This window comes from Dubosiella muris, assembly GCF_004793885.1.
GTDB lineage: Bacteria > Bacillota_I > Bacilli_A > Erysipelotrichales > Erysipelotrichaceae > Dubosiella > Dubosiella muris.
Window position 1 is genome coordinate 122,085 of sequence record NZ_SRYG01000004.1, and the last position, 13,188, is coordinate 135,272.

The 13,188-nt window shown below is 55.3% G+C and carries 14 protein-coding genes; 3 read left to right on the forward strand and 11 right to left on the reverse strand.

Annotation, left to right across the window (positions count from 1 at the left end; translation table 11 throughout):
• Nucleotides 1-119: 119 nt before the first annotated feature.
• Nucleotides 120-1,133, reverse strand: a complete 1,014-nt coding sequence (locus E5336_RS03065) for an ATP-binding cassette domain-containing protein (RefSeq protein ID WP_168353531.1) — start codon at nt 1,131-1,133, stop codon at nt 120-122.
• On the opposite strand from E5336_RS03065, the gene E5336_RS03070 reads away from it, so the two are divergent.
• A complete protein-coding gene (locus E5336_RS03070) occupies nt 1,084-1,650 on the forward strand; it encodes a CPBP family glutamic-type intramembrane protease (RefSeq protein WP_168353532.1) in 567 nt (188 codons plus the stop codon). The two genes, E5336_RS03065 and E5336_RS03070, sit on opposite strands and share 50 nt — an antisense overlap.
• A 19-nt stretch (nt 1,651-1,669) precedes the next feature.
• Here E5336_RS03070 and E5336_RS03075 read toward each other — a convergent pair whose 3' ends face one another.
• Nucleotides 1,670-2,044 (reverse strand): hypothetical protein, encoded by a 375-nt coding sequence (locus E5336_RS03075; protein WP_135979621.1) that lies wholly within the window; start codon nt 2,042-2,044, stop codon nt 1,670-1,672.
• A 204-nt stretch (nt 2,045-2,248) separates the two neighbouring features.
• On the opposite strand from E5336_RS03075, the gene E5336_RS03080 reads away from it, so the two are divergent.
• On the forward strand, nt 2,249-2,833 hold the full coding sequence (locus E5336_RS03080; RefSeq protein WP_168353533.1) for an SGNH/GDSL hydrolase family protein: 585 nt from the start codon (nt 2,249-2,251) through the stop codon (nt 2,831-2,833).
• On the opposite strand, the gene E5336_RS03085 is transcribed toward E5336_RS03080, so the two are convergent.
• From E5336_RS03085 to E5336_RS03125, 9 genes are all read right to left on the reverse strand, one after another.
• On the reverse strand, nt 2,806-3,423 hold the full coding sequence (locus tag E5336_RS03085; protein WP_168353534.1) for a YoaK family protein: 618 nt from the start codon (nt 3,421-3,423) through the stop codon (nt 2,806-2,808). The genes E5336_RS03080 and E5336_RS03085 overlap by 28 nt on opposite strands.
• The gene (locus E5336_RS03090; protein WP_135979624.1) at nt 3,402-4,148 is read right to left on the reverse strand and encodes a MurR/RpiR family transcriptional regulator; all 747 of its coding nucleotides are present in this window, start codon (nt 4,146-4,148) and stop codon (nt 3,402-3,404) included. Before E5336_RS03090 ends, E5336_RS03085 begins: the two co-directional genes overlap by 22 nt.
• A 1-nt stretch (nt 4,149) precedes the next feature.
• Nucleotides 4,150-4,698 (reverse strand): DJ-1/PfpI family protein, encoded by a 549-nt coding sequence (locus tag E5336_RS03095; protein WP_135979625.1) that lies wholly within the window; start codon nt 4,696-4,698, stop codon nt 4,150-4,152.
• Nucleotides 4,695-5,255: a DJ-1 family glyoxalase III gene (locus E5336_RS03100; protein ID WP_135979626.1), complete on the reverse strand. Its 561-nt coding sequence runs from the start codon at nt 5,253-5,255 to the stop codon at nt 4,695-4,697. The genes E5336_RS03095 and E5336_RS03100 overlap by 4 nt, the downstream gene beginning before the upstream one ends.
• 88 nt (nt 5,256-5,343) lie before the next feature.
• Nucleotides 5,344-6,363, reverse strand: coding sequence for a DUF2975 domain-containing protein (locus E5336_RS03105; RefSeq protein WP_135979627.1), 1,020 nt, complete (start codon nt 6,361-6,363; stop codon nt 5,344-5,346).
• A 65-nt stretch (nt 6,364-6,428) separates the two neighbouring features.
• A complete protein-coding gene (locus E5336_RS03110) occupies nt 6,429-8,123 on the reverse strand; it encodes a bifunctional homocysteine S-methyltransferase/methylenetetrahydrofolate reductase (RefSeq protein WP_135979628.1) in 1,695 nt (564 codons plus the stop codon).
• A complete protein-coding gene (locus E5336_RS03115) occupies nt 8,116-10,446 on the reverse strand; it encodes a homocysteine S-methyltransferase family protein (RefSeq protein WP_277820764.1) in 2,331 nt (776 codons plus the stop codon). Before E5336_RS03115 ends, E5336_RS03110 begins: the two co-directional genes overlap by 8 nt.
• Nucleotides 10,439-11,074: a methionine synthase gene (locus tag E5336_RS03120; RefSeq protein WP_135979630.1), complete on the reverse strand. Its 636-nt coding sequence runs from the start codon at nt 11,072-11,074 to the stop codon at nt 10,439-10,441. The genes E5336_RS03115 and E5336_RS03120 overlap by 8 nt, the downstream gene beginning before the upstream one ends.
• 47 nt (nt 11,075-11,121) lie before the next feature.
• On the reverse strand, nt 11,122-12,195 hold the full coding sequence (locus E5336_RS03125) for a branched-chain amino acid aminotransferase (protein WP_135979631.1): 1,074 nt from the start codon (nt 12,193-12,195) through the stop codon (nt 11,122-11,124).
• Between the two features lie 167 nt (nt 12,196-12,362).
• Between E5336_RS03125 and E5336_RS03130 the strand changes: the two genes are divergently transcribed.
• Nucleotides 12,363-13,097, forward strand: a complete 735-nt coding sequence (locus E5336_RS03130; RefSeq protein WP_135979632.1) for a hypothetical protein — start codon at nt 12,363-12,365, stop codon at nt 13,095-13,097.
• The last annotated feature ends 91 nt before the right edge of the window (nt 13,098-13,188 follow it).

Here is a 13,188-nt window from a genome sequence, read left to right on the forward strand (position 1 = left end):
GAGGTGTCTATATTCCAAAGAAAAAAGATCTCACCCATCGAAGTGAAATCTTCTGCATCCAAAACAAATACATCGGGCAAAGAAAAGAAACGACAACGATTTCATCGTGAAACCGGAAATCATATCCTTTTGATTTGTCCGTTTTGAATGACGACTTGCTCGAAGCCCTCATACGCCCTCCCGTCCTGAATGTGCGAAACGGCGATGATCGAGACGGAAGGCAAATACCCGGGGATGTCCCGCAAGATTTCCAGAAAGGTTTGGGCGTCGATGTGCGCGTCCGCCTCGTCAAACAGTAGCACGTCCGGCTTTTGAAGCAGGGCGCGGGCGATCGCCAGCCGCGTCCGCTCGCCCAACGAGAAATTTTTCCCGTTTTCCAAAATCACGGGATGGCTTCGCCACACCGGCACCAGTCGCGTGATTTGAAGCACGGCTTCCAATTCCTTTTCATTGGGCGCGTTCAACGCCGCCATCCACGTACCCGAAAAGATTTCAGGCTGCTGGCACACGTAGCCGATCTTTCGAGAAAGCGAGGGCGACGCGTTTTCCGGGCAGCACGCGATCATCCCGTTTTGCGGCGTGTAGTAGCCATACAGCAGTTTGAGCAGCGTGCTCTTGCCCGCCCCGTTTTCCCCGGTAATCAAGTAGTTTTTCTTCCCGTCGAATCGGGCGGACGCCTTCGTCAAGAGAGGGCTTTTTTTCCCGTAGCCAAACGTGACGTTTTCCACAACGAGCCCATCCATCGGTTTGTCGCTCGTTCGCGCCGGCCGCTGGCTGGAAAGTTCCGTGTTGTACATCGTTTCCAGACGACCAACACTGACGCGCAGCGCCTGGGCGTTGCGCCAGTACGCGCCGATGTCGCTTAGAAAAAACGCGAGTCCCTCGCTCATCGAAAGCATGAAGGCGACGGAGCCAACCGTGATTTCCCCTGCGCCAGCCAGCAAAAAGCCGCCAATCAGGATCACGAACCGGTACAAGCCGTCGTAGACGAGGTCGTGCAAAAAGTCGGCTTTGGCGTTTTGTTCGGCCGTCTTCTTTTCCAGCATGGACGCCTCGTTTTGCACGGCCTTTTGTCCGCTTTGGATGCAGGCAATCGCCCATGCCGCGATGCTGGCTGGTTTCGCGTGGTTCAATCGCGCGACGATTCAAAAGCGTTTTTTTTCGCTTCGTTCCTGGTTCGTCATTGGCTTATTCGTTCTCGTGCTCGGTTTTATGGCTTCCATGCCGCTTTCTAAAAAAGCGGCTTTGTTTGGTTGCGCGTTTTTTTGCGTCGCGTTTTTCGAACAGTTTTTGCTGCGGGGGATCCTGTTTTCGTTAACCAAGGCGAGCCACACGAACGCGATGACGATTTTGGTCAACGTCCTCATGAGTCTGGGCTTGTTTCTCTTTGATTTTTTCATTTCCAGCGCGCTTCATCTTCCCGGCCCGTCGGGTTTGAGCTTTGGAACGATCGCCTACTTTGTCCTGTTTCAATGGTTGTTCGCGTGGTTTTTTTCCATGACCGAAAATCTTTGGGTTTGCGCGCTCTTCCAGTTTCAAGCGCAGACGCGCGTCGTTCCCTTCGCCTGGTTCACCTTGTTTTTGGGGATTTACCTTGTCTGGCACGCGCATTCCTCCCGTTGGGTGGAAAAGATGAAAAACTGGATATAGAAAAACAGGCTTCCGCCTGTTATTTGCCTATGCCCAGATCTTTGCGCATGAGTGGATCCATTTTCCGCAAAAACTCGATTTGATCGCCTTTGTTCAACGCGTCCACGTTGGAAAGCCATTTTCCGTCTTTCCGTTTGAGGCAGTATCCAATCACCTGACGGTCTTTAAAAAACACGTACACCCTTCGCCGTTTCAGCTGGCTTTCAAAATCGAAATACGCTTCCATCATTTTTCCCGGATCCTCGAAGCGCTGGTGAATCAGTTTGACCATATCCCCGTAGGAATCCACCCGCTCGTCCGCGTTGGTGACATGCAGCGAGCAAAACACGAATACCGACGTCTGGTCTTTTTGGCTTCGTTTCAAATCCGGCCATTCCATCATTTCATAGCCCATATCCATCTCCCTGGAAGCAACGGTTTCCCGTTGTTTCTTATTTCACAAAATGTTTTTTATTATATAGTACTATCATAGTGAATTTTCTCGTGTTATGCAATTAAAACATTGTTAATTAATACTTTTTATATGTTTTGTGACATCACGATGGCCCGCTCCGTCCTTTTCGTTGCATCTTTTCTTAAAAATGACTACACTAAAACCATGAACGAAACGAAAGAAAAACCAACCATCGCCTTTGTTGGCGATTCGATCACCGAAGGCTGGGGACTGGCCGACTGGACGCGCGAGCGTTTTACCACCTTCGTGCAAGCCGCTTTTCCCCAATACGACATTTTAAACTTTGGCTCGAGCGGCGCCACTCTTCAAAGCCAGTTCGACATGGGCTATACGCACACGCTCGCCTTTCAAGCCAGCCAGAAAGCGAACCGGCAGCATCCGTTTGCCTTGCTTTTTGTCTTTCTTGGCGCCAACGACGTCTGGCAATGGACGAGCGAAGCGACCTTCACGAGCGAATATCTCGCCCTGCTTGATTGCTACCCCGACACGCCCAAAGTGCTTGTGACCCCCATCCCGATGAACGCGGGCCCGTATGAACACCACAAGATCGAGCAAATCCGCCAGCTCATTATCCAAATCGGTAAAAAAGAACACATCCCGGTTCTGGACTTAACCACGTTGTCCATGAAAGACGGACTGTCGTTTGATGGCGTACACCCCAACGTCAACGGTCAAAAAAAGATCGCCGAAGCGATCATCAACTATTTAAACGCGCATCCAATCCAGTGAGAAAGGCGTTTCCGCCTTTCCTTTTTCTTTGCCAGCATCCATACTACGGGCACGAGAATCCAAACCGCCCGATGTTCCCACCGGCGCGTTGTCCAAACGCCAAGGACAGCCCCAATCACAAACCCGATGATCGAAACAAGCGGCTCCCGCCCTTCCCTTTTTTCCCGGCATCGAACCGCTTTGCGGATGTTTCCGGTGCAAATCGTCGTCGGCAGTCTGACAAACCGTTCCGACTGCACGGCGCACAACAACGACACGCCACCCGTCACGAGAAAATCAAGCGAGGAGGAAGGAATCATGCCCATCCATATGAAAACGATCATTTCCAGCTTCATCCACTCACATTCCTCGTGTCCGTGTTCTTTCATTCGCTCCGCCAGCAGCACGCCGATACAAAACAAGATCAGGGACCAGGCGCAAGGAAACAACGATTCACCCCGTTCTCCCAGAACGATCAAAATCATTTTCAGCACGTTTCCCGTTTGCGCGTTGGCGAACACGCCGCTCCGCGTCCGGTACGTATACGTCTCCAAAAAACCGCCAACAAGAGACAAACCGGCAACTGTTGTCAATCCTCTTTTTTCATCCACGCCGCGATGTTCTCCCCTGCCCGCAGCAGTTGATACGGATGGCCTGCGGCTTGCAAGTCGCTGTTGAACACGAGCCATTCGTCCACAAAATCCAGTGGTTTCCGGCAGCCCGACACCATCCAGATTTTCGGCCTTTCCAGTGCGGCGCGCAAAGAGCGGACATCCACATAATCAAAGTACGAACCCGTATAGGAGAAGACGACAACGAGGGTGTTTTCATCCGCCTTTTTGAAGTACTCGATTTGCTCGAACAACGAAAGATTCGTATAAACGACCTTTTGCCAGGCGAGCATTTCCTGCGCGAACGCAAGACACGCCGCCTGTCCCTTGAGCAAGCCAAACACCGCGATTTTCCGGTACGTCTTTAGATTGCGCGCCAGTTTTTCGAGCTGGATGGGATCCAGGCTTTCATCCACCTGTCGAACCACCCGTTCAATGACGGCTGGATCCGGCACATTGTTTTTTTCACCATCATTTCGATAGCGCGTGTTATGTGTCTGAATGCAGGCGCGCAGCTCGAAAAAGTCCTGAAAGCCGATATGCCGGCAAAAGCGCGACACGCTCCCCAGCCCGACATGGCAATGGTCGGCCAGAGCCTGGATCGTCACGTCGTCCAGCGCGTCGACATGCTCCAAAAGATACGTCGCCAAAACCGCGTCCTGACTGTCTTGCGGCTTGGAGGCGATGACGCTCAACAACACGACTTCCAGCTTTGAATACAGCATCCTACACCCCTTTCGCGAACGAGTACATCAACCGTTCTTTCAGCGTCGTCGTGTCTTGGCCAAACGCCTCGATCAGCGCGAACGCGAACGGATACGCCGTCGCCGGCCCCTGGCTTGTAATCAAATTCCCATCCCGCTCTACGATCCGGTCCGTAAAGACACCGCTTTTCAACTGTTCTTCATAGCCCGTATATCCCGTGACGCGCCCGCGCTGAATCACATCACCAGCCTCGAGCATCCGCGTACCCGAACACATGGCGCACACCCATTTTCCTTCCTCGTTAAAACGCTGGAGTATTTCTAAAACTTTCGGGTCGGTTTGAAAGCGGACGATGCTTTCGCGACCTCCCGGTACGACGAGCATGTCATAGTCGAAAATGGAATCGTTGAGCTTTTCATCCGCGAAAAAACGAATGCCTTGCATGCCGGTGATTTCCCGCTCGTCCACCGAAAACGTCGTGCACAAAATAGCCGCCCTTCTTAAAAAATCCACGATTGTCACGCTTTCCGCCTCTTCCACGCCGTTCGCCAGCAAAACCGCCGCTTTCATTTTTGTCCCTCCTTTGGAAATGTATGGTCAAACAACATCCGCTTTTTCACACTTTTCCCGGTTTCGTTGAACCGGTCCGCGATAGCGAACGCGAAATGCATGGCGCACGCCGGACCGCGCGACGTGATCAAATTCCCGTCCTCCACGACGATGTCATCCACAAAGCCCTGCGCCCGAATCTTTTTCTCGTATCCTTGATACGCGGTAAATTTTCTGCCTTCCAAAATACCGCATACGTCCAGTACCGCCGGGGCGGCGCACATCGCGCCAATCCATTGCCCTCGCCGGTTTCTCTCTTTCAAATGCGCGCAAAGCGCCTCGTTTTCCAACATGAAGTCGACCGCGTCATAACCGCCGGGAAGAATCAGAATCGTGTCGGAAAAGTCGTTTTCATCAAACAACCGGTCCGCTTTCACGACAACGCCATGGGCGCCTTCCACCCATTCGCTCCAGCCTGTCAGTTCGCACACGATGCCGCATCGTCGCAGCACATCCACAATATACAACGTTTCAGATTCCTCGAATCCGGGCGCTAACGCCACACCCGCTTTTTTCATGTCCAATCCCTTCTTTCCCCTTCATTATAAAAGAGCGCAAAAAAGGAACAACCGTTTTCCACGTTTTGGAAAAGATCGTTCCTGACACTCAATACATCGACAAGTTTTTTCGTTCCACGACGCGGGCGATACAAAACAGGATCATCCCGCACACGATCGCGCTCACATTCAAATCGAAATGGAAACCGGACAACGTCAGCAGGCCCGCCACAACCGGCACGAGCAAATTGGCAAAACACAAGCCGCCAGCCACTTCCAGCCGTTTCGCGTTCGCCTGCGTGCCCATTTCGTCCGGTTCGGTCCGCACGATTTGATAAAACAGGAAACATAGCGCCGCGCTCAAACCGCACGACAACGCGCCCTCCACAAGCGAAACGATCGTTCCCATATACGGATGGGCGGAAGAGGTGACGTTTATCGTCGCGTCTGGCTGCACAAGCGTCAGCGACTTCACGACTTCGCCGCCAACCGTTTGATTCCAAATCAGGACGGCCAGCACGACAAAAGCGATCCCCGCCAGCGCGTTGAAGACAACGCCAAACACCGTCAGCACCCGGGCGCCTTGCCACAAAGACGGCTTTTCGACGCCCGCGATCCAATCCGCCACACACAACAATAAAACCCCGGCGATCAGCGCGCCAAGATCCACGCTGCCTACAAGCACGAGCAGCGACATCCAGCCCGACACCGCGCCAAAGCCTGTCGCCATGAGGATGCCAACCACGACACCCAACGCGACTGTCGCCAGCAAATACCACGCGGCCTGCCGGATCCATTTGCCGTTTTGCGCGGTGAAGATCTCGCTTTGTGCGCACGCCTTCAACACCCGCCAGCCGTTAAGCCACATCAAGCCGGACAAAACACCCGACGCCACGCCCAGCACGGTAAACGCGGCCATAAAGCTTGTCGAGGTCATCATCGACAACAACGACGGGTCGACCGGCAAATCCGCGAAGTTTTCCATGCCGATTTCCTTCATTTGCCCGATCGTTCCCGAAGCGATGACAAGCGTCACAGCGGCTAGCGCGATGCTCACCCAGGTGATGATCGCAAGCGCCAGACAAACGATGGACGTCGCTTTAAAAAGGCCTTTTCCTTTTTCTTCCATATTGCTTTCTCCTTTTATTTGCTTCTATTATGCCACAAACAAAGAGTTAATATATTATCTTTTGATTATTTTTCCATCTTTTCCCGGCAAAGCGCCTTCGCTTCCACAATGAGCGCTTCCATCAGCGCGACACGCTGAAACGGCGTCATCAAGTAAAATCCGTCGCAATACGGCGCGCACGCCTTCATGACCTGCTTCGATACGCGCTGAGCCAGCGCCTCCCCCTCGCTTCGGTTCAGCCCTTCGTACCGTTCGATGATCTTCTCATCCATATCCATGCCGTGAATCTCGTTGTGCAAAAACACCGCGTTGCGATGCGAAACAATCGGATAAATGCCCGCGAACAAAAAGCCTTTCAACGTCTTTCTCGCCTGCCTCAAGTTGTCCAGCGCCCGTTTCGACAAGACGGGCTGCGTCAAAAAACCAACCGCCCCGTTCGCCTCCTTTTCCAGCGCCAGCTCCAGCTGCTTGTCAAAGTTGACCGCGTTCACGTCAAGCGCCCCGAAAATCGCGAGCCCTTGCGACAGCTCCGCCATGTCCCGGGCGTAGCGCATGAGCTTGCGGGAGTTGAAATTGTACACCGCCTTCACTTCCGCCTTCGAGTCCTGTGGCAGCGGATCGCCCGTCACAAACAACACCTGGCGGACGCCTTCGCTCGACAGCCCCATGAGCAGCGCCTTGATCGCGTTCAAGTTGCGGTCCCGGCACGTCATATGCGGCAGCGGCCGGATCCCCAGCTCGCGATGCAGACGGCACGCCAGCAAGCTTGCGTCCGCCCGTGGCCGGCCAATTGGCGAATCCGCGATCGTAATCAAATCCGCGCCCGCCTTTTGAAACGCTTTCGACGCGTGCAAAAAGCCGTCGATCTGGTCGTTTTTTGGCGGATCGAGCTCGACAAACACCTTCCCGCGCCAGTTTTCCGTCCGCGTGCCTGTCAAGCGCTCTTTTCGCGGCTCGTTTCGATACGGAATGTGCGCCGGCAAACGATCCAGCATTGCCCGGGTTTGACAAATGTGCGCCGGTGTCGTCCCGCAGCACCCCCCGAGCAGCTCGACGCCCGCCTCGCGGATTTCTTTCATCGCCGCCGCGAAATAGTCCGGGCTTCCACCATAGCGCACCCGCCAGCCCAGCACTTGCGGATAGCCGGCGTTGGGCGCGATATACAACGGCTTGCCGGTACGAACCAACGTTTTGACGTGCTCCACCATATGACGCGGTCCCGAATGGCAGTTGAACCCGATGGCGTCCGCCTTTGAATCAACCAGCGCGTCATACAGCGCCTGCATGCCGTACCCTTGCGCGCTTTCCCCGGTGCTTGAAATGGCGAAGCTCACAATCACGAAGCTGTCCGGCGCTTTTTCCTTAATATACGCCGCGATGGCCGCCAGTCCATCCGGCGCGGCCATCGTTTCGAACAAAAAGTTGTGGACGCCCGCCGCCAAAAAGACGTCCACCTGCGTTTGAAAAAGGGAAAACACGTCGTCGCTTTCCACACCCGGACCGATTTCGCCAAACAAAAACACGTCGTCGCCCGCGGCTTCCTTCGCCTCCAAAATGGACGTTTTCAAGGCGTCGAGCGCCGCCTCGCGGTCTTCGCCAAGCCACGACGAAATCGAAAACGTGTCCGTCTTGATGGCGTTGGCCCCCGCCTCGATGTACTCGCCAAGCACCGCTTTGGCCGGCCGGTTTTCCTTGTATGTCGTCATCGCCCCATCAAACAAAAGCGGGCCGCGCGTCAAAAAGCGCTTCACCTCATTCATGATCGAACACCTCTCTGGCGATTCGCACGCCATCCTGCGCGTCCTTTGAATAATAGTCCGCTTGCATATCCCGGGCGTACGCGGGCGTGAGCACGGCGCCGCCCACCATGATTTTTGGCGGATTGTCCAGCGTATGCAGCTGCCGTATCGTTTCTTGCATCGCCGGCAGCGTCGTCGTCATGAGCGCCGACAAGCCAACCAGCTTTACGCCGTGGCGCGCGACCGCCTCCACGACCGTTTCCGGCGCGACGTCCCGCCCCAGGTCGATCACGTCGTAGCCATAGTTTTCCAGCACCGTCTTCACGATGTTTTTGCCAATGTCGTGAATGTCGCCCTGCACCGTCGCCAGCACGATTTTTCCTTTTTTCACGCTCGCCTGGCCGGTGTTCGCCAAATGGTCTTTCACGACTTCGAACACCGCCTGCGCGCTTTGCGCGGCCGCGAGCAGCTGCGGCAAAAACAACGTTCCCTTCTCGTAGCGGTTTCCCACCTCGTCCAAAGCCGGAATGAGCTCTTTCTCGACTACATCTAGCGCCGAAAGCGAGGCAAGCGCCCGTTTCGCGGCGTCTTTCGCCTCCTGATCCAGTCCCTTGACGATGGCCACCTGCAAGTCGACTGTCTTTTTATCCGGCGCGACCGTGTCCATCGTCCGGCCGCCAAAGCGTGCAATGTAGGCTTTGGCGTTGGGATCTTCGTCGCGAATGAGTCTTGCGCACGCGATCGTGTCCATATACGCGTCCACATTCACGTTCAAAATCGGCATCGTCAAGCCCGCGGCCAGCGCCTGCGCCAAAAACACCCGGGTAACCGCCGGCCGCTGTGGCAAGCCAAAGGAAATGTTGGACACGCCCAGCACCGTCTTCCAGCCTCGCTTCGAGAAGCTTTCCACGGCCTTGAGCGTTTCCTGCGCCTGCGCCGGCTGGGCGGACAACGTCATCGTCAGCGGGTCGAACCACAGCTCGCACGCGTCGATTCCCATTTGCTTCGCCCGTTCGACAATCCGCTCCGCGATCGCGATCCGCCCGTTTGCGGTGGCCGGAATGCCGCGCTCGTCAAGCGTGAGCGCGACCATCGACGCCCCGTACTTTTTCGCGATGGGCAGCACGGCGTCCAGCTTTGCCTGCTCGCCGCTGACCGAGTTGAGCGCCGGCTTGCCGTTGTACACCCTTGCGCCCGCGGCCAGCGCGGCGGGATTGGAGGAGTCCAGCAGCAGCGGCACATCGACGACGCTTTGCAGCTTTTTGACGACTTTTCGCATCATATCCACCTCGTCCACGCCCGGGAATCCGACATTGACATCCAAAATCTGGGCACCCGCCTCCTTTTGCGCGAGAGCGATCGAAACGATATAGTCCAGGTCCTCTTCGAGCAGCGCCTGCTGAAACCGCTTCTTTCCGGTCGGGTTGATGCGCTCGCCGACCGGATGGATCGTGTTTAGCTCAAGTGCCATCAAAGGCGTGCACACCTTGCTTTGGGAAGGCACATCGGCTCGCTCGAGCGGTTCGCCCTTCCAGCGGGCGATGCGTTCGATAAAGGACGGATCCGTGCCGCAGCAGCCGCCAATGCGCGAGGCGCCCGCCTCCACAAGTTGTTCCATGGACGCGGCGAACGAGTCGGCGTCCATCGTATAAGCCCCTGTGGCCGGATCGGGCAAGCCGGCGTTAGGCTTGGCGATAATCGGCAGGCTCGTCAGTCGCGCGAGCCGCTTGACCAGACCAACCATTCCATCGGGGCCGATCGAGCAGTTGAATCCCAGCGCGTCGACTCCCAGGCCTTCCAGCGTCATGGCCATGCTTTCAAGGGTGCACCCGGTAAACGTTCGTCCGTTTTCCTCGAACGACATCGTCACGTATACCGGCAGTTCGCTGTTTTCTTTGGCCGCCAGCACGGCCGCCTTCGTTTCCAGCAAATCGCTCATCGTCTCGATGACGATTAGATCCGCGTCGTTTCCGGCCTTAACCATGGCGGCGAACTGCGCGTAGGCGTCTTCGAACGAAAAGCTGCCCATCGGTTCCATAAGCTGACCAAGCGGGCCGATATCCAGCGCCACAAGACAGGCAGGCGCCCCTTGTCTGGCGTTGGCGACGCCCGCTTTCACGATGTCCTCCACCGTATAGCCAGTGCCCTCCAGTTTCATCGGACTGGCGCCAAACGTGTTGGCGTACACGATTTGCGAACCGGCCCGGGCGTACGCCTCGTGAATGGCGATTAGCGTTTCGGGCGCGAGCACGTTGAGCAGCTCCGGGATTTTCGGCACGTCGATGCCGGCTTTTTGAATCATCGTTCCTGTCGCGCCATCTAAAATTTGTATCGTTTCAATCACAGTGTTTTCCTTCCTTTCTATATGGGCAGCTCGATCGCATCGAGCACGCCGCGCAGCCTTTGATGCGGGCCGGCTGGGGCTGCCGGCTCAAACCGATCAGCGCGCTGACGCTTTTGGTCGGATACATCATGCCGCTTGGCAGCACCCGCACGCCAATGTCCCGGAACCCCGCGACAAGCTCCGTCTGCAAATCCAGCGGAAGATCCCCGTAGCCGCAGGAAAAGCGATCCGTTAAAAACCAGCCTTCCGCCTTTTGCCGGCTGGCCAGCCCGGCCTCGAACGTGTCAAGTTCGTGCTCGAGCCACACGCTTCCGCACGCGTCCCAAAGCAAGGCGTCCCGCATCGCCCGGTGCTGGAGCGCCGTCAGTTCGCGCTCGAATTCGTATCCGAGCGTCGCGATCAGGACGACGACCCGCTCGCACGTTTTCAGCATGCGGCTCGCCATATGGCCTGGCAGCGTCAACGAACCGGATTGTAGGCCGGATGGCGTCATTTGGAGCGGCTCGATCCGGTACTCGATTCGAAATCCATCCATTTTTTTTATCGTTTCGAGCATCGCCTCGATCGTTTGTCTTGCCGGCTCATCTTGCGGGTCGGCCTGGGCCAGACGCATCACGTCTTTGATCATGTCGTTTTCTCCTTTATGAAAAAAGACCTCGCGATGAGGTCTGTCTGTTAAGCTTGTTTTTCCACTTCCACCGTCCATTCATGCGGATCCGCGATCGTTCCCCATTGAATGCCGGTCAAGGTGTCGTACAGTTTCTGCGTCAGCTCTCCGGTTTTAAAATCGTTGATGACGGCTTTTTCGCCTTTGTAGCAAAGCTCCCCGATTGGCGAGATGACCGCGGCAGTGCCCGTGCCAAACGCCTCGGTTAGCTTGCCGTTTTTCGCGCCTTCCATCAGCTCGTCGATTGGCATGTGGCGCTCCTCCACTTCGTAGCCCCAGTCCTTCAGCAGACGGATGATCGAATCGCGCGTCACGCCTGGCAGCACCGTGCCGTCGATTGGCGCGGTCACGACGGTGTTTCCAAACACGAACATCGCGTTCATCGAGCCGACTTCCTCGACATATTTTTTATGCACGCCATCGAGCCACAGCACTTGCGTGTAGCCCTGGGCTTCCGCTTTTTCCTGCGCCTTGAGCGAGCCGGCGTAGTTGCCGCCGCACTTCGTAAATCCCGTTCCGCCCGGCGTCGCGCGGACGTACTCGTCCTCGACCCAGATCTTGACCGGATTGACGCCTTCCGGATAATACGCGCTGGATGGCGAGCAAATAATAATAAACTGGTAGGAAGTGGCCGGGTGCACGCCGACGCACGCTTCCGTGGCGAACATATACGGTCGGATGTACAGCGACTCGCCCTCGTTGGCCGGCACCCAGTCGCGCTCGACGTCGACAAGCGCCTTGATCGCGCCCACGAACATGTCTTCCGGAACGGCGGGCATGCTCAGCCGCTCGTTGGAGTTGATAAACCGGCGGGCGTTCATTTCCGGCCGGAACAGCTGGATCCTGCCGTCTTTTGTGCGGTACGCCTTCAAGCCTTCAAACGTTTCCTGCGCGTAATGCAAAACCATGCTGGCTGGCGACAGCTCGATCGGGCCAAACGGAACGATGCGCAAATCGTGCCATCCACCCTGGTCGGCGTCGTAGTTGGCGACGAACATGTAGTCGGTATATATCTTGCCGAACCCCAGCGCGCCGGTCGGCTTTTCCTTTAATGTGTCGGATTGTTCAAATCGGATATCCATGATCTCATCTCCATTTCTGATACTGTTTAAGTTACCACGAAATGTAAATCATTTCAACGTTTCACAAAAAGTTTTCATTTATTTTCAGCAAGCATCCCGCGGGTGTTTGCGCACCATTCCCGATACAATAAGGGCACCTGAAAAAAGAATCAAAGGAGGAAAGAAATATGACAAATAAAAATAATGACGCGTCAAAGAAAATGAACGAAACGTTTGGCCAGTACGACGCTACCCAAAACAATGCGTCGTTCTCGATCGCGCCGGACAGCGAAGACGACAAACCACAGCCGAAAAAACCGGATTTGAGTTTGAAGCACGACGGCATCGGCAACAACGATTCCCCTGTCCAGCCTCCGGCCATGGACACGACAAAAGCCCAGGACAAGATTTCCGAGCAAATCGTGCACAACGAGGAGCCGGCGCCATCCAAAAAAATGAACGAGTCGTTTGGCCAGTACGACGCGGCCGGCAACAAGAAGGTGCATTCGATCGCGCCAAACAGCGAGGATGACAAACCGCACCCGAAAAAACCGGATTTGCGTCTGAAGCACGACGGCATTGGCAACAACGATTCCCCGGTTCAACACCCGACGCACGTCGTCAGCCCGGAACAAAAAGAAATTTCCGACCAGATCATGGCGGAAGAGGAGAAACTGCAAGCGATGAACAATACAATAAAAGAAGAACTTGATCAAATGCATACAAACGTCGAAAGCTACATCGACGAAGTGGAGGACGAATACAAAGAAGCCGGCGGACTGGCCGGTCTGGCGAAAGAAAAAGCCGAACAGCTCAAGCAGGCGATGGAAGACGATCCAAAAGCGACCTTGTGCGACTTAGGAAAAAAAGCGCTCATCGTCATTGGCGCCTTCTCGGTTTTAAAAGCCATTTTCCGCCATTAAACTAGCGAAAAACAAAAAAAACGGGCCGCGATTGCCCAATGTCATTTAGTTAAGAAATGGCTTAACCATCTGGAGATTAATTTCCAGATGG